At 62.8% G+C, this 14,672-nt stretch carries 14 protein-coding genes; 5 read left to right on the top strand and 9 right to left on the bottom strand.

Annotation, left to right across the window (positions count from 1 at the left end; all coding sequences use genetic code 11):
* The first annotated feature begins 56 nt into the window (after positions 1 to 56).
* Positions 57 to 215 (top strand): hypothetical protein, encoded by a 159-nt coding sequence (locus tag F7R90_RS22355; protein ID WP_192498357.1) that lies wholly within the window; start codon positions 57 to 59, stop codon positions 213 to 215.
* Between the two features lie 329 nt (positions 216 to 544).
* Here the strand turns inward: F7R90_RS22355 and F7R90_RS17925 are convergent, their stop codons facing one another.
* The 5 genes from F7R90_RS17925 to F7R90_RS17905 all read right to left on the bottom strand — a co-directional run bounded on the left by F7R90_RS17925 (position 545) and on the right by F7R90_RS17905 (position 7,404).
* Positions 545 to 2,431, bottom strand: a complete 1,887-nt coding sequence (locus tag F7R90_RS17925) for a cation:proton antiporter domain-containing protein (protein WP_158058759.1) — start codon at positions 2,429 to 2,431, stop codon at positions 545 to 547.
* A gap of 383 nt (positions 2,432 to 2,814) precedes the next feature.
* Positions 2,815 to 4,788: an AMP-dependent synthetase/ligase gene (locus tag F7R90_RS17920; protein ID WP_158058758.1), complete on the bottom strand. Its 1,974-nt coding sequence runs from the start codon at positions 4,786 to 4,788 to the stop codon at positions 2,815 to 2,817.
* Positions 4,789 to 4,871: 83 nt separating this feature from the next.
* On the bottom strand, positions 4,872 to 6,050 hold the full coding sequence (locus F7R90_RS17915; protein ID WP_158058757.1) for a Gfo/Idh/MocA family protein: 1,179 nt from the start codon (positions 6,048 to 6,050) through the stop codon (positions 4,872 to 4,874).
* A 161-nt stretch (positions 6,051 to 6,211) separates the two neighbouring features.
* Positions 6,212 to 6,415: a twin-arginine translocation signal domain-containing protein gene (locus F7R90_RS17910; RefSeq protein WP_158058756.1), complete on the bottom strand. Its 204-nt coding sequence runs from the start codon at positions 6,413 to 6,415 to the stop codon at positions 6,212 to 6,214.
* 74 nt (positions 6,416 to 6,489) lie between these two features.
* Positions 6,490 to 7,404 (bottom strand): MBL fold metallo-hydrolase, encoded by a 915-nt coding sequence (locus F7R90_RS17905; RefSeq protein WP_158058755.1) that lies wholly within the window; start codon positions 7,402 to 7,404, stop codon positions 6,490 to 6,492.
* Positions 7,405 to 7,926: 522 nt separating this feature from the next.
* Here F7R90_RS17905 and serS point away from each other — a divergent pair.
* Positions 7,927 to 9,285 (top strand): serine--tRNA ligase, encoded by a 1,359-nt coding sequence (gene serS, locus F7R90_RS17900; protein ID WP_158058754.1) that lies wholly within the window; start codon positions 7,927 to 7,929, stop codon positions 9,283 to 9,285.
* A gap of 74 nt (positions 9,286 to 9,359) precedes the next feature.
* Complete coding sequence (locus F7R90_RS17895; RefSeq protein ID WP_158058753.1) at positions 9,360 to 10,769, top strand: FAD-dependent oxidoreductase; 1,410 nt, start codon at positions 9,360 to 9,362, stop codon at positions 10,767 to 10,769.
* 8 nt (positions 10,770 to 10,777) lie between these two features.
* Here F7R90_RS17895 and F7R90_RS17890 read toward each other — a convergent pair whose 3' ends face one another.
* The gene (locus F7R90_RS17890; protein WP_225741212.1) at positions 10,778 to 11,170 is read right to left on the bottom strand and encodes a nuclear transport factor 2 family protein; all 393 of its coding nucleotides are present in this window, start codon (positions 11,168 to 11,170) and stop codon (positions 10,778 to 10,780) included.
* A 60-nt stretch (positions 11,171 to 11,230) separates the two neighbouring features.
* Here F7R90_RS17890 and F7R90_RS17885 point away from each other — a divergent pair, with 60 nt between their 5' ends.
* A complete protein-coding gene (locus F7R90_RS17885; protein WP_158058752.1) occupies positions 11,231 to 12,322 on the top strand; it encodes a DNA primase large subunit PriL in 1,092 nt (363 codons plus the stop codon).
* A gap of 356 nt (positions 12,323 to 12,678) precedes the next feature.
* On the opposite strand, the gene F7R90_RS17880 is transcribed toward F7R90_RS17885, so the two are convergent.
* Positions 12,679 to 12,876 carry a DUF7472 family protein gene (locus F7R90_RS17880; RefSeq protein WP_158058751.1) on the bottom strand — a complete coding sequence of 66 codons (198 nt, stop codon included), beginning with the start codon at positions 12,874 to 12,876 and terminating at the stop codon, positions 12,679 to 12,681.
* 416 nt (positions 12,877 to 13,292) lie between these two features.
* On the opposite strand from F7R90_RS17880, the gene F7R90_RS17875 reads away from it, so the two are divergent.
* Positions 13,293 to 14,003, top strand: coding sequence for an SWIM zinc finger family protein (locus F7R90_RS17875; RefSeq protein ID WP_225741211.1), 711 nt, complete (start codon positions 13,293 to 13,295; stop codon positions 14,001 to 14,003).
* An 8-nt stretch (positions 14,004 to 14,011) separates the two neighbouring features.
* Here F7R90_RS17875 and hjc read toward each other — a convergent pair whose 3' ends face one another.
* Entirely contained in the window at positions 14,012 to 14,512 is a 501-nt protein-coding gene (gene hjc, locus F7R90_RS17870) for a Holliday junction resolvase Hjc (RefSeq protein ID WP_158058750.1), read from the bottom strand.
* A complete protein-coding gene (locus F7R90_RS22350) occupies positions 14,493 to 14,630 on the bottom strand; it encodes a hypothetical protein (protein ID WP_192498356.1) in 138 nt (45 codons plus the stop codon). The genes hjc and F7R90_RS22350 overlap by 20 nt, the downstream gene beginning before the upstream one ends.
* Positions 14,631 to 14,672: the final 42 nt, after the last annotated feature.

Raw genomic sequence — 14,672 nt, 5'->3', positions numbered from 1 at the left:
GGCGATGCTTTTACTGTGGATAATTGAATCGAGAAGCTTTCTGCTCACACGTACAAATGAGAAACCGCACCGCCACAGCCACATTCCTCCCCATCCGACTGCGCGACTCGATTCCGGAACACGCGGCGCGCCGCGTGTTCCGAGCGTCGTTGCTCGTCCCTCGCGCGACGGTTGACGAGACCCCAGGGGGTCTCGTCAGCGCGCGCCGGGACTAAAATTCAATTTCGCGCATGTGGACTGGCTACCCGGCGCGCGGGAGCGACGGAAGGAGCGACTCGTGCGAGGTCTTGGCGAACGAATGTGAGTCACGGCTCGAAAGACGAGCAAGGCGAAGTCTTTCGGTGGACGACTGAACGAAGTGAAGGAGTCGGTCGGGGAGGTGTGTGGCTCGCGGTTGCGGTGCTGTACGGTTTCTCATAGGCACCGGCAGTAGTGCTGTTCTTCGAGATGAAGAAACAACGTAACATACCGCACGATCTGAAAAACTGTTCCTCGAAGTGAACAACCCCGATAGTCACGAACTCGAAAACTAAGTAAAACGTTCCTAGGCGTGCGGATGACACAGGTCGATGGCATCCCGCACAGCTTCCTTCCGGCCGAGGAAGGTGATGTGGTCGCCCTCCTGTAGGGTGAAATTCTCGTTGGGAACTTCCGTATTCCCATCGCGACCGACCAACGCAATCAGCACGCCGTTCGGCAACTCCGAGTCCAACTCCTCGATGGTCTTGCCGACGTGGTCCTGCGAAGTCACCTCGACCTCCTGCACGTCGCCAGACCGGCCGATTTCCGTCATCCAGTTCGACAGCGCGGGGCGTTCGATGACGTTGTCGATGGCCCACGCCGTCGCCATGGAGGCGTCGATGGTGCGCACGCCCAAATCTTCGAAGGCGTCCACGTTGTCGGGGTTGTTCGCCCGCGCGATGATGGTCTCCACGTCGAACTTCGACTCGGCGAGTTGCGCGATGAGCAGGTTCGCGTCGTCGTCGCCGGTCGCGGCCACGACGATTTTGGCGTTGTCTGCCCCCGCCTTCCGTAGTAATTCTGTATCTGTTCCGTCGCCCTTGTGGACCGTGAATCCGGCCTCACGGGCGAGTTCTATCATGTCCGTCTCTCTCTCGATGATGACCACGTTCTCGCCGCGGTCTTCGAGGCGTTCGGCGAGCGCACGGCCCACCTTTCCGCCACCGATGATGAGTACACGCATTGGTATCACGTCCAAGTATTCCGCGATGTGTCGAGCGAAACCGCCCTCGAACACGACGGTCGCCAAGATGACCAAGAAGACGGTGCCGACGAGTACGTTCGCCGCGTCCGTCATCCCTTGGGCCTGCAGTTGAACCGCGAACAGCGTCGCGACCGAGGCCGGGATGATGCCCCGCGGGCCGACCACGCTCATGAAGATACGCTCGTTGAAGGTGTAGCGGTCGCCTGTCGTCGAAAGCAAGACGCCCAGCGGGCGAACGAGCAGCGCGACTGCCAGCACGACGACGATGCCGCCGATGCCGAGCGCTAGCAAGTCGTTGAATCGCAACAGTGCCGCCAGCGCGATGAACACGAACGAGAGGACGAGCAGCGTAATGTCGCCCTTGAACTCGGTGATGTTCTCCTCGTAGGGCAAGTCGGCGTTGCCGAGTAGCATGCCCGCAGTCGCCACGGCCGCGATGCCAGACTCCGAGGCCAGTTCGGTCGCCGCGGCGTACGCCACGAGCGCGCCCGCCAAGACGATGAGGCGAGCGTTCTGTGGCGCGCTGTCCGGCGACAAGTCCACGTACCGGAGCAGGTACCAGATGACCGCGGCGACGACGAGACCGACGAAGATGCCGATGCCGAGTCGCCGCGCGAAGTCCGAGACGAAGGCGTTGACCGTCGGTTCTTCGAGCAGGACGACTTCGAACGTCACGACCGCCATAATCGCGGCGGTCACGTCGTTGACGACGCCCTCCGTCTCCAGTGCGGCTTCCACGCGGTCCCGTGCTGGGACGACTTCCAGAATCGGCGTTATGACCGTCGGGCCGGTAGCCACGAGCAGCGAGCCGATGAGGAGCGACACGTCCCACGGCTGGTCGAGGGCGAATCGAACCACGACTGCGGTGCCCACGAGCGCGATAATAGCGCCGAGACTGACGAGCTTTAACGTCGCAGAAGGCGCTTCTCGTAGTTTCTCGCGGGTGAGGTGGAACGCTCCCTCGAAGACGATGATGGCGACGCTCAAGCCGACGATGGCCGAGAGCGCCCCGCCGAACGAGTCCCGCGTGATGAGCGGGTCCACGTAGGGTATCCAGTTCCCCAGCCCCTCGGGTCCGAAGAGGATGCCCGCGAGGATGAGAAACAGCACGCTCGGCACCTGAAACTTGTCGGCCAACAGCTGTGCGGCTACGCCGAGGCCGATGATAGCGGCCACGATGGCGATGAGTTCCGCGCCTGCGCTCACGTTTTTGGGACCTCCGTGTCCGAGTTGTGGGGTGTCTGGTGTTTAAAGTGGTCGGTAGCCGTCTGTGATTGCCGTGATATTTCGTGATGTTTCGGGGAGGGGTGGGTTCTCCAATGAACAGCGGCGACAGCAGGAAATGAGTATGGACGATTAGATGGAAGCTAGCTACTGCCGGTGCCTAGAAGACCGCACAGCACGGCACCACCACAACCACACGCCTCCCCAACCGACTCGATCGCTCTGCTCACTCGTCCACCGAAAGACTGCGCTTCGCTTGTCTTCCGAGCCTTCAGTCGCTACGCTCCTGAAGACCTCGCGCGGCGTTGGTGGAGTCCAAACCACGGACTCCATCAGCGCGCGCCATCTACAAAATCCGATTTTCGCTACGCCGTCTCGTACTCGCGCTCGTAAATCGCATCTATCTCGTCTGCGAACCGCTCCAAGATGTTGCGGCGTTTCTTCTTCATAGTCGGCGTCAGCAGGTCGTTGTCCTCCGTGAACTCGTCGGGCACGAGTCGGAACTGCTTGATTTGCTCGTAGGACTCGAACCGTTCGTTCACGTCGTCCACCTCCTCTTCTATCCACGAACGAACGGTGTCGTCTCGGCAGAGCGCTTGCGGGTCCTCGGGGAGCGTGAGGTCTTCTTTGTCGGCACGCTTCCGAACGGCCTCGACGTTCGGCACGAGAATCGCCGAGACGAACTTGTGGCCGTCGCCGACGACCATGCACTGCTCGACGATTTCGCTCGCGGCGAAGGCGTCCTCGATGGGACCGGGCGCGACGTTCTTGCCGGTCGAGAGGACGAGCAGTTCCTTGGCGCGTTCGCGGAACGCGATGTAGTCGTCGGGGCGAAGTTCCACGATGTCGCCAGTTCGGAACCATCCGTCTTCTGTGAAGGCGCGCTCGGACGCCTCTGGCATGTTCCAGTAGCCCGACGTGACGTTCGGTCCCCTGACGAGCAGTTCGCCGACTTCTCCGGCGGCGTCTGCGAACTCCTCACCGACGACCGATTCGTCAACGCGGACTTCCTCGTCCACGACTGGCGTGCCGATAGTGCCGACTTTTGGCTCTTCGGCCGGGTTCACGGCGACCACGGGGGACGTTTCGGTCAGGCCGTAGCCTTCCAGAATCGGGAGTCCCATCCCGTGGTAGAGCGCACAGAGGTCCGGCGAGAGACTGCCGCCGCCACTGATGAGGAAGTCGATGTTGCCACCGAGTCCGTTCCGGACCTTCTGGAAGACGAGTTTGTCCGCGACCGCTCGCTTGACCCGCAACGCGGGACTCGGGGAGTCAGTTTCGAAGTATTCCCGACCCACGTCGGTCGCCCACTCGAACAGTCGCTCCTTTATCGGCGAAGATTCTGCCTGCTCGCGGATGGCGTCGTACATCCGCTCGTAGACGCGCGGCACACTGGCACCAGTCGTCGGTTCGATCTGCTGGAAGTCCTCCTGTATCGTGTCCGTGCTCTCGGCGTAGGCGACGGTCGCACCGCTGGCGAACATCAAGAAGTGTCCCGAGAGTCGCTCGAAGACATGTGCGAGCGGCAGGAACGAGACAGTTCGACTCTGCTGGTCGATTATCGGCATGTCCTCCTTGTCGGGGCGCGGCCCGAACCGCTTGCGACACTGGTTGACGTTCGACCGGAAGTTCCAGTGGGTCAACTTCACGCCCTTCGGCTTGCCGGTCGTGCCGGAGGTGTAGATGAGCGTCGCCAAGTCCTCGGGGTCGCGGTCGTCCAGCCACGACTCGTAGGTCTCCTCGTCGAAGGCCTCGTCGCCGAGTTCGTAGACGTCGCCAAGCGTGTACACGTCGAAGTCGGCGGGGGTGTCCTCACCTTTCAGCGACGAGTCCTGAATCTCGTCCATGACGACGGCGAACTCCAAGTCGAGGCCGTCCTGCACCGAAATGACTCGCTCTAGTAGTTCTTCGTTCTCCACGACCACGCCGTCTGCGCCGGGGTCCGAGAGCAGGTACTCGACTTGACTCGGCGACGAACCGCGGTACACAGTCGTCACGACGGCACCGGCCGCGAGTAGGCCGAAGTCGCTCTGTGCCCACTCCATGCGGGTGTCCGCGAATATGCCGACCCTGTCGTCCGGTTCGACGCCTATCTCGCGGAATCCGGTCGCCAGCGAGCGAACGATGCGCCGCATCCGCGCGTAGGAAATCGGTCTGAACTGAGCGTTCGGCGCGGCCGAAATCGCGCTCCCGGCTAGCGACCGGTCGTAGACGCCACCCTTGTACTGTTGGGCCGGGCGATTCGCGTGCCGGGCCGCACTCTCCTCGAACATTCGGGACAACGTGGTCCGGTCGATGACCGCGTCCTCGTAGGCCCGTTCAGCGTCACGCCACTCCATACCACTCCATCATGTGCCCCTGTCATTAAGTTACTCCGAACGCGAGGGGCGTTCATCTGGGTTTATTCCTCGCGTCCGGGGATTCAATCGTCCCCGACCACTTGTTCGCGCGACACTTCCCGGCCGAGTTCTGCCGAGCGATAGATGCCGTCCATGACCACCATCGTCTCCAAGGCCAGTTCGGCGGTCGGGACTCCTTGCTCGCGCCCCAGAAGCACCTCTATCCAGTGAAAGAGCGGGTCGGCTTCGACGCTGGGGTCGTACTCTTTGCCCGCGAGCGACTGTTGGCGGAAGTCGAACTCCTCTAAGTCGGCGCTCGCGTCCATCTCGATTTCGGCAATCGAGGCGTGGTACTCGAAGGGGTCGAGTCGCACGCCGCCCTCGGTGCCGACGACCGCGCTCCCTTCCTCTTCGAGGTGGCGCGACCAACTGGCGCGCACCGACAACACCGTTCCGTCCTCGAAGGTGACGAAACCGACGCCAACGTCCTCTACGTCGTGGCCGCTCTCCTCGATTCGACGGCGGTACTCCGCAGATGTCTCGCCGCCAGAAGCGTGTCGTTCGGGTTCCGTGCGGAACGTCTCACCCCTGACCCGCTCGACTGTCGGCGACCCGAGCAGGTAGAGCAACTGACCGACGGTGTAGCTCCCGAGGTCGTAGACGGCCCCGCCGCTCGCTGACTCTTCACGGACGAACGACGGAGTCCCGTAGCCATCGACGTAGGGCGTGCCTCGGCGGCGCGCACCGAGGTCGATTTCTTCGGGGTCGGGTCCGAACGCCCATCCCCGCGAGCGAGCGGCGATTCCCTGATAGCAGTCACCGAGTTCGCCCGCGTCTATCAGAGCCTTCGCGGCGCGCGTCTCCTTCGTGAACAACAACTGGTTCTGCACGGCGAGCCGGTTGCCGGTTCGCTCCGCGGCGTCGTACATCCGACTCGCGGCCGCGTAGCTGTCGGCCATCGGCTTCTCGCAGAAGACGTTCGCGCCTGCTTCCAGCGCGTCCACCGCGATTTCCTCGTGGAGACTCGTGTGGACGCAGACGTTGACAGCGTCGAGGTCGCTCCCCGAGAGCATCGACTGATGGTCTACGTAGCTCTCGGCGTCGTACTCTGAAGCGAGTGCCTCGGCCTTCGGTTCGTCTACGTCCGCGACGGCGACGACGTTCGCTCCGGGAACGCCTTCGTAGCGCGCCGCGTGGTTCGTTCCCCTGTTCCCTGCGCCGACGATGCCGATTCGCACCATCTCTGTACTGACAGTTGTCACCGAGAATCAGCATGATTCTCGACGGGGCTACGTAAACCGCTACCGGCGGGGACAGAATTGGCCGTCGGACAGTTCACCTGCGACGGCGACAGAATTGGCCGTCGGACAGTTCACCTGCGACGGCGACAGAATTGGCCGTCGGACATCGCATCAATTCCCAGCTAGCTGGAGTCGCCGTCCGACCCCGCGCTCACGTTCACGTCTACGTCGCCGCCATCTTCGCCACCGTCGCCGGAGTCGCTCCCGTTCGAGTCCCCGGAGTCGGCGCTCCACTCCACTTCGCCACTCGTACAACCGGCCAGTGCGACGGCACCGGCCGCGCCTACGCCAGCGAGCAACCGTCGTCGGGTCAGCTTTCGTGGCATGCCTGACTGTAATTCGCTACCGCCAGTAAAACGTCCAGACCGTTCCGGTCTTTGGGGAGGTCCTAAAATCCCGGTCAATCGTCGCGGTAGTGCAGATACGTCAACACGCCTCGACTGTTCAGTTTCGCCTCCTCGCGCGCCTTGCGCTCGCCCCACACGTCGGCCATCTCTGCGTTCTCGGCGAAGAACTTCACGACCGTTTCGTCGTCGCCGAGTTCGTCGCGCTTCTGTTCGACGCGTTCGACCCACGAGGACAGCACGTCGGCGTACTCGTCCATCGCCACTTGGTCGTACTCTCGCGGCCCGAAGTGGGTGTAGAGGAGCGCCTCGGGGTTCAGTTCCCGAATCGTTTCGAGGTCTGCGAGACACTGCTCCAAGTCGAAGTTCGACGGCGGGGAGGTTTCGCGGATTTCTCTGGTGGACGGGACCCAGATGCCCGCCGCGTCGGCGGTGAAGACGGCGTCGTCGTCCCGGTCGTAGTAGACCACCTGATGCGGTGCGTGCCCCGGCGCGTGGTACACTTCGAGGTGGTGGTTACCGAGGTTGATTTCGTCGCCGCCCTGTATCGGGACGAGTTGGTCCTCGGGCACCGGTTCGGGTTCGACGTAGAACTCCCACTGGTCGCCGACGGCCTGCTTGGTACCCTCGACCAGACGCGAAGGGTCTTCGAGATGCGGCGCGCCGATTTCGTGGACGTAGACTTCAGCGTTCGGACACTCCTTCGCGAGAAAGCCCGCGCCGCCAGCGTGGTCGAGGTGGACGTGCGTCGGCGCGATGACGGCCACGTCCTCCTTGGCGATGCCCAGCACCTCCAGCGCGTCGAAGATGTACTCGCGGTTGGTGCCGATTCCCGTCTCCACGATTGCGGGCCGCGCGGCGTCGTAGATGTAGACCGCACCGTACTCGTCGGTGTCGTACATCCCCGTATCGAGGTAGTAGAGGTCCGAGCAGTCGCCAACAGTGACCTCCTTGAGGTCGCCTCGTCTCATAGGTATTTGGTGGAGTGGACGGGAGAAAAGTGGTTCGCCCACGGCGAAGTAGGGAATGTTCAGATAGGAGGTCTGGTCTCCCCGCTGCCGCGAACGAGTCCGTACCACCACGGCGCTTGGCTCCGTCTTCAACCGAAAACGCCCGACCAACCACCGAAAACGACCACCTAGCCAACCCACAGGGTGGGACTGAAAGGAGCCGCACGGTCGCGTTCAGTGTAGTCGCCGAGCGACCGCGAGCACCGGGAGAGCGAAGCTCTTCCGAGCTAACGGCACGAAGTGCCGTGAACGGGCGGGGGCTTTCGAGGCGGATACAGTTCTACGGATTCCCCGGTTCGTAGCGACAAGATTTTCGAGACAGCAACGCCCGCGTTGCCAGAACCTGAAACTCCGTCTACCAATCTAAACACTGAACGAGTCAGGGTACCTGTTCAACCACACCCTGAACCACTTCCACCCCCGCCAACCACTCCCGCACGAACGATACGATTTTTTGCCGGGAGTGGGTTGTGGAGAGTAGGAATGCTCGACCGGAACTACATTCGCCAGCACCCCGAGGAGGTCCGCGAGGGTCTACAAGCCCGCGGAACCGACGACGTAGACCTCGATGCCGTGCTGGAGATGGACGAAGAGTGGCGCGAACTGAAGGCACGCGGCGACGACCTGCGACACGAGCGCAATCAGGTCAGCGACAAAATCGGCGACCTGAAACAAGCAGGCAAGCACGAGGAGGCCGACGAAGCCATCGAACGCTCGGGCGAACTCAAGGCCGAAATCGAGGAGGTCGAAACGCGCGCCGAGGAGTTGGAGGACGAACTGGACGAGGTCATGCTCGAAATCCCGCAGGTGCCCCACGAGAGCGTCCCACTGGGCGCAGACGAGGACGACAACGTGGAACTGCGCACCGAAGGCTTCGACAACCTGCGCGACCTACCTGCGGAGGTCGTCCCGCACTACGACCTCGGCGAGGAACTCGACATCATCGACGAACAGCGCGCCGCCAAAACGTCGGGGAGCGGGTTCTACTTCCTCAAAGGCGAGGGCTGTCAACTCGAACACGCCCTGATGCAGTTCATGATGGACGTGCATCGCGAGCAGGGCTACGTGGATATCTTCCCGCCGATTCCCATCAACAGCCAGTCGATGACCGGCACCGGGCAGTTGCCCAAGTTCGCCGAGGATGCGTACAAACTCGAAGACGAAGACCTCTGGCTCTGCCCGACTGCGGAGGTGCCGGTCACGAACATGTACGCCGACGATATCCTGCTGAAGGACGACCTGCCGCTCAAGCATCAGGCGTACACGCCGAACTTCCGCCAAGAAGCGGGTGAACACGGCACCGAGACGCGCGGCATCGTCCGCGTCCACCAGTTCAACAAGGTCGAGATGGTCAACTTCGTGGAACCGGAGACGAGTTACGACCGACTCGATGCCCTTCTGGACGAGGCCGAGGAAGTCCTCCGAAAGCTCGAACTTCCCTACCGCGTGCTGGAACTCTGCACCGGCGACCTCGGATTCAAGGCCGCCAAGCAAATCGACCTCGAAGTGTGGGCACCCGGCGACGACATGGACGACGGCCCCGACGAAGGTGGTCGCTGGCTGGAAGTCTCGACGGCGTCGAACTTCGAGGCGTTCCAAGCCCGGCGCGCTGGCCTGCGTTACCGGCCGGAACAGCACGAATCGGCCGAATACCTGCACACGTTGAACGCCTCGGGACTGGCCCTACCGCGCGTTATGGTCGCCATCCTCGAATACTACCAGAACGACGACGGCACGGTGACGGTGCCCGAAGCCCTGCGACCCTACATGGGCGGCAAGGAAGTTATCGAAGGTCACGAAAAGGTCGGCGAAAGCGCACTCGGAGCGGGCGAGAAAGAATAGACGCTACTCCCCATATCCCCATCTTGTGGGAATTGTACAATTCTACTTTATATAGGGACACCGTATCGTCTCACATGGGAGAAACGTTCGTCGTTATCGGCGGTGACGCAGCGGGAATGAGCGCAGCGAGCAAGACGAAGCGAGACGACCCAGACCGCGAGGTCGTCGTCTTCGAGAAAGGCGATTGGGTGTCCTACGGCGCGTGCGGCATGCCGTATTACGTAAAGGGCGACGTGGAAACCTTGGAGGACCTCGTAGCCGTCACGCCGGAACAGTTCCGCGAAGAGCGAAACATCGACCTCCGAACCCAAAGCGAAGTCGTCGCCATCGACGCGGAATCGAAGACGGTCACAGTCGAGGACGGCGATGGGCGATACGAGCAAGCGTACGACGACCTCCTCGTCTCGACCGGCGCACGGGCGATTCGACCGCCGATAGACGGCATCGACCTCGACGGCGTCTTCACGTTCCACGACATGGACACTGCTCGGGCCGTCCGTGACTACGTTGCGGGCGACGAGATAGTCGCCGACCGAGACGGCTACGGGGCCGAGTTGCGCGAATACCTGACCGGAGAGCGTCCGGAGTCGGTCGCCATCATCGGCGGCGGATACATCGGACTGGAGATGGCCGAAGCGTTCGACGCCCGCGGTCTCGACGTGACGGTGTACGAGATGCTCCCTCACGTCCTCGCACCGTTCGGCGACGACGTCGCCGAGACAGTCGAAGACCACCTCCGTGAGAAGGGCATCGACGTGTTCCTCGACACGACCGTCGAGGAGATAGTCGGCGACGGTCACGTCGCGGGTATCGAAGCGGGTAGCAAACGCCACGACGCCGAACTAGTCCTGGTAGCGACCGGCGTCGCACCGAACACGGAACTCGCAGCAGAGGCGGGGGTCGAAACGGGCGAGACCGGTGCCATCGCTACCGACGAGTACGGCCGTACCAGCGTCGAGAACGTCTACGCTGCGGGCGACTGTGCGGAAGCACACAACGCGGTCACCGACGCCTCCGACTGGGTTCCACTGGCGCTCACCGCGAACCGGTCCGGACGCGCAATCGGGCAGACGGTCACGGGCGACGCGACCGAAGTCGGCGACATCGTCGGCACTGCGGTCGTGAAGGTGTTCGACCTCGAAGTCGCCCGGACGGGTATCACCGACCTCGAAGTGGCCGAGGTGGCCGGATACGACCCCGTCTCGAAGGTCGTCACCGACGGGTCGCGCGCTCACTACTACCCCGACCCCAAACCCATCACTATCCAGATGGTCGGGGACCGCGAGACGGGTCGTCTGCTCGGTGCGGCCATGGTCGGCGAGGAGGGCGTCGCCAAACGCATCGACACCGTGGCAACTGCACTCCACGCCGAGATGACCGTCGAAGAGGTCCAGAATCTCGACCTCGCCTACGCACCACCGTTCAGTCCAGTTTGGGACCCGGTGCTCACCGCGGCGAAGGTGCTGAACGGAACGCTCGAATAAACCGGCAATCAGCGCGTGTAGGTCCGAATACGAGCAATTCGCCCGGATTCGAGGTCGAACGCGTCGGCGAACTCGAACAGCGGTTCGCCCGCAGAATCGAGTAGTCGGCCCTCGACGGCGACGGTGTTGCCGTCGCTATCGCTTCCGACACAGTCCTTACCGCTTCCGTCGCTACTCCCGAACACGCGACAGACCTCGTGCGACGTGTCCTTGTCTGGCCTGTCATCGCGCATGAACCCGACCAGTGTTTCCTTGCCTTCGATGGTCCGATCTGGCCGGTCGTGTACCACGTCGGACGCGAGCAGGTCGGCGAACCGCTCGTAGTCGCCCGCGTCGATGGCCTCGTAGTAGTCTCGGACAGTCGTCTCACCCATGCGAGCGACTACGTACGTCCGAGCCATCAACCCCGGCGGTTCTCGGAAATCCGTCGCGTTTATCGGGCTTCGCTTTGACTGACGGGTATGGACCCGCTCCACGCTCGGTACCCGTTCCTCGCGGCGGCCCGCGAGAGCGTCCGCAGTGCCGACATCGGTCTCGCGGAAATCGTCGTCTCCGAGGGGGACCGCCATCCGGCCGTCGAGCGAGGGAGACAACGCGTCCGACGGGCGCTCATCGACGGGACGGTTCGCCCACCCGAGGACGCAGAGCGCCGCTGGGGGACGAGCGCGGAACTGCTTTCCTACCCTGTCGCGCGGGTGCTGGTCTCGCTACTCGACGCACCCGGCGCGGTCGAGAAGTACGCCAGCGCGGAAGCGGACACTGCCTACGAACGGTTCACGTCGGACCTCGAAAATCCGGACGACGGCCTGAAGAGTACGACCACGAGCGCGATTACACTGGACGACCTGCTCGCGGAATTCGACCTCGCGTCGGCTGTCGAACAGCGAGGCGAGAACTACCGGATGGCCGTCGGCGACTACCTCGCGCTCTCGTCGGGGCTCTCGGCCGACGAGTGGCGACTGCCCGTCCGACAACTCGCAGACGGCACGGTGGTCTTGAAAGAGGCCGAACTGCACGAACTGCTCCGAGAGGCGACCAGACGGCGAATAGCCGAGGGACTGCCGCTGGCGCAAGTTCCGGACCCGATTCGAGAGGGTCTGACTGGCGTCATCGAGGAGTTAGAGGACACTTTCTCGGAAGTCGAACTCGCGCGGGACATCGACACGCTCGCGCCAGGACAGTTCCCGCCGTGCATGTCGGCACTGCTTGAACGCGCCCGCGACGGCGAGAATCTGGAGAATCACTCGGAGTTCGCGCTGGTGACGTTCCTCGCCAGCATCGGTGCCGACGCCGAGGACATCGCCGCGCTCTGCGGCACTGAAGGACTGGGTCAGCGCGCACTCCAGTACCGCGTAGACCGCATCGCCGACGAGAAAGGCTCGCAGTTCGCGCCGCCGACCTGTGCGACGATGGCCGCCTACGAGGAGTGTCCGGTCGCCGACGAGGACGACCCGACGACCGACGAGCGCTGTGCGGAGATTACGCACCCGCTGGTGTACTACGAGGAGGCACTGGCGGAGGCAGATGGGGTTACGGATTGGCGCGAGGCGTGAAAGCGGGTTTTCCGGCTGTCAGATTTTAAACTCGGCGCGTGCGGCCGAATCACGAGGATTCGGCCGTCCCACGTGAGGGATGAGCATCGGAGCGCGAAAGACGCGACCTGTCGCGTCTTTCGGAACCGAGAAGCGCAGTCGGGTGGGGAGGCGTGTGGCCGTCGCGGTGCGGTCTCATCGGTTTCGGCAGTAGCTAGCGGCACCGTGTTCACTCCCGCGTCATCGGCGTCTCTATTCTCGTTGCAGGTATCGGGAGTAGCTAGTCACTCCGACAGTAGCAATCCTGCCGCTAGAAGCGATCACACGACCGAATCCACCAGAAGCAACCACATCCCAAATGCCTCGTCAAAAGGTGGCTAGTACTGATTAGCCAACCAATACCCGACGACCGTCATCAGTAGTACGAAGAAGACGATGACGCCGACGACGGCTATCGCTCCCGTCTGTGTGAGTCCGTTGCCGCCGTACGTCATGCCGACGCCCATCAACAGCGCGACGAACAGAGCGACTGCGCCGACGGAGACGACGATGTCTCGGCGCGTCTCGTGGTCCATAGACGGGCGTTCCCGTGGTACGGCTAAAAGAGCTTCGAAACCACCTTTTTACTCGTTGGGTGGCTTCGCTCGGCTTCGCCGCGCTTTGCCACCCTCCTCGCAAAAATCTGGACCAAAAAGACCCGCTCTCTCAGCGAGGCGCGCGGTGCGCGCCTTGCTTCGTTCGCGGTAGAGTCACTGGGACCTCTTCCGCTCCGAGCCGCCACCGCACCGCAACCAGCGGGAATTATCCAAACGAAAATGGCCACGAAGTCAACCTCAAACCCCGCTCAACCCGGATTCCCCTGCACTGACAGATGAAACACTTAGGGTCGTGTAGCCCCTACAGATTAGTACGCGGAATCGACCGGTATCGAGACACTGAGGGGGTTGGAGACGCTGTTTTGCTGGCCGGTCACCGCACACAGGAGGAAGCCATGGAACACACAACTGCTTCCAAGCACACACGGACACCAGCAACGCTCGCGCCGCTGGCCGACATGGGGAGCCTCGATATGCGCTCTCAGCGCGCCAGACTGGAGCGAATGGCGGTCACGCCGCTCGGCGGCGGCGTCTACGACATCGAAAGTCAGAGTGGCCACACGTACTCCGTCGATTTGTCCGGTGGTCGCTGCACCTGCCCGGACCACGTCTTCCGGCAGGCCCACTGCAAGCACATCCGGCGAGTCGCCATGGAGATTACCGAAGGACTGCTCCCCGCGCCGGGCGAGAAAGCAGTCGCCTGCGCCAACTGCGGCAAAGAGTTGTTCGTAGACGAGAACGCCGAGGAACCGCAGTTCTGCGAGGCGTGCGCGCTCGCACCGGGCGAGACTGTACTGGACCGCGAGACGGGCGACCTGCTCGTCGTGGTTCGGATGAGCGGCCGCAGAGCCGACGAGGTCGAAATCACGGGTCGGAACTGCACCGTCGCGGAGTATCCCAACAACGAAGGCTACAATCCAGACGACGTAGTGGTCGAGGTACTGTACCCGATTCCGGCGGGACTCAGCGAAGACGAGTTGAAACCACACCACCTACGCCGGTACTCGTTCCCGCGTGGCCGACTCGGCCGCCGGGGTGAAGCTTCCACCGAGCAGTTCCCGGACGACCAGTCGGAACTCGGAGACTTCCGAGTCGAGGCCCAGTAGGGAGCGAACTACTCCAGAATATCTGTCGCCTCGTCCACCGAGAGGACGCCCTGTTCGACGGCCTGTAACACGTCTTCGACGCCGTGACCCGAATCGTCGTCGCCATCATCGTCACCGCTGTCGCCTCGGAGACTCTCCATCGGGTCGCCTTCCTCGATAGCCGTCTCCTTCTTTACGCGGTAGTTGCCGCCGTCGGTCTGATGCACGTCGGCAGGGTGGAAGAAGTACCAGTCCTCGCGGTCGAAACGTACCCCGATTTTCGGCTTCGCACCGAAGTTCTGACTGAAGTAGACTAGCGCTTCGACTTCCTCGCCGGTGAGATAGATGGGGTCGCCCGCGCTCGACTTCGCTTCGATAGCGTAGAACACGTCGCCGTCGCCCGCCAGCACGTCCGGCAGTTCGCGCTCCGTCGCCGACCCGCTGGCGGGTGCGCGCATCACTGCGAACCCGGCCTCGTCCAGTCGGTTGACGAGTTCGCGCTCGCGTCTGTCACCCTTGGCGTTCGACATCGAGACACCCCCGAACGGCCGCCGGGTCGATGGAGCGACCCGGCGATTTGCTCCAACTTCCCGACGTTTCGCTCCGTCGGCCCGTCGGTTCTCTCACTTGGTCCGTCGATTCACTCATTGTGGGCACTGCTCTCTTCTGGGTGTTAAGTTCCCTGAAAGC

The sequence above is a fragment of the Halorussus halophilus genome (assembly GCF_008831545.1).
Classification (GTDB): Archaea; Halobacteriota; Halobacteria; order Halobacteriales; family Haladaptataceae; genus Halorussus; species Halorussus halophilus.
Note: the sequence above shows the minus strand (reverse complement) of the source record. Positions and strands in the feature narration are given on the sequence as shown.

What these genes read in the sequence shown, in the direction of transcription:
- F7R90_RS22355 (WP_192498357.1), top strand. Translation starts at nt 57, where the DNA reads ATGAGAAACCGCACCGCCACAGCCACATTCCTCCCCATCCGACTGCGC.
- F7R90_RS17920 (WP_158058758.1), bottom strand. Translation starts at nt 4,788, where the DNA reads ATGGAGTGGCGTGACGCTGAACGGGCCTACGAGGACGCGGTCATCGAC.
- F7R90_RS17910 (WP_158058756.1), bottom strand. Translation starts at nt 6,415, where the DNA reads ATGCCACGAAAGCTGACCCGACGACGGTTGCTCGCTGGCGTAGGCGCG.
- F7R90_RS17905 (WP_158058755.1), bottom strand. Translation starts at nt 7,404, where the DNA reads ATGAGACGAGGCGACCTCAAGGAGGTCACTGTTGGCGACTGCTCGGAC.
- serS (WP_158058754.1), top strand. Translation starts at nt 7,927, where the DNA reads ATGCTCGACCGGAACTACATTCGCCAGCACCCCGAGGAGGTCCGCGAG.
- F7R90_RS17895 (WP_158058753.1), top strand. Translation starts at nt 9,360, where the DNA reads ATGGGAGAAACGTTCGTCGTTATCGGCGGTGACGCAGCGGGAATGAGC.
- F7R90_RS17890 (WP_225741212.1), bottom strand. Translation starts at nt 11,170, where the DNA reads ATGGCTCGGACGTACGTAGTCGCTCGCATGGGTGAGACGACTGTCCGA.
- F7R90_RS17885 (WP_158058752.1), top strand. Translation starts at nt 11,231, where the DNA reads ATGGACCCGCTCCACGCTCGGTACCCGTTCCTCGCGGCGGCCCGCGAG.
- F7R90_RS17880 (WP_158058751.1), bottom strand. Translation starts at nt 12,876, where the DNA reads ATGGACCACGAGACGCGCCGAGACATCGTCGTCTCCGTCGGCGCAGTC.
- F7R90_RS17875 (WP_225741211.1), top strand. Translation starts at nt 13,293, where the DNA reads ATGGAACACACAACTGCTTCCAAGCACACACGGACACCAGCAACGCTC.
- hjc (WP_158058750.1), bottom strand. Translation starts at nt 14,512, where the DNA reads ATGTCGAACGCCAAGGGTGACAGACGCGAGCGCGAACTCGTCAACCGA.
- F7R90_RS22350 (WP_192498356.1), bottom strand. Translation starts at nt 14,630, where the DNA reads ATGAGTGAATCGACGGACCAAGTGAGAGAACCGACGGGCCGACGGAGC.